At 49.0% G+C, this 688-nt stretch carries 2 protein-coding genes; both read left to right on the top strand.

Annotation, left to right across the window (positions count from 1 at the left end; genetic code table 11):
- Positions 1 to 252: entry exclusion lipoprotein TrbK (gene trbK, locus ACOCD2_RS24190; protein ID WP_419626305.1), on the top strand; the 252-nt coding region annotated here is incomplete at its 5' end.
- A gap of 29 nt (positions 253 to 281) precedes the next feature.
- On the top strand, positions 282 to 688 hold a 407-nt coding region (locus tag ACOCD2_RS24185), incomplete at its 3' end, for a type IV secretion system protein (RefSeq protein ID WP_419626303.1).

Below are 688 nucleotides of genomic sequence, written 5' to 3'. Positions count from 1 at the left end.
ATAAGCAGCGAGGAAAAGATGAAAAAGATTAAAACAGTGTTTTTAATGCTGGGTCTCCTTGGGTTGGCGGCCTGTTCAGAGCGGCCCGAGACGGTCACGATGCCCAAAGTAAACAATGAAAATTGCCGGCATGAGAACGTGATGAAAATGGAGCCGGAAGCGCTGAGGCAGAAATTTGCATCTTTATGCCTTCGAAGAAGCGCCATAAAGCCCAGTGATAAGCCGAAAACCTGGGGGCCTGGCGACATTTGATGTGAGCGACAATGAAACGGTGACGTCGTATGAATGGAAGAACCAATAAGCGCAAACAGCTCTTTGTTGCCATTACCATGCTGGGACTGCTTCTGTGCTCGGCAGAGGCATTTTCAGCAATCAACAACGCCGGCATCATGGATACGGTATTGAACCGATTTAAAACCAATGCGAGCTTGTGGGCAAGCATTATTGAGTCTGTCGCTACACGTCTGTTTTGGACACTGGCACTGATCTCAATGGTGTGGACGTTCGGCATGATGGCACTGAGGAAAGCCGACATCGGCGAGTTCTTCGCTGAATTGATTCGATTTACGGTATTCACAGGGTTCTTTTGGTGGCTACTTATCAACGGCCCGAACTTCTCGATATCCATTATCGATTCGCTGATGCAGGTAGGTGGGAGTGCCGCTGCCATAGGCAACTATTCCGGTTC

The organism is Thiolapillus sp. (assembly GCF_048562965.1).
Lineage (GTDB): Bacteria > Pseudomonadota > Gammaproteobacteria > Chromatiales > Chromatiaceae > Thiolapillus > Thiolapillus brandeum_A.
Note: the sequence above shows the minus strand (reverse complement) of the source record. Positions and strands in the feature narration are given on the sequence as shown.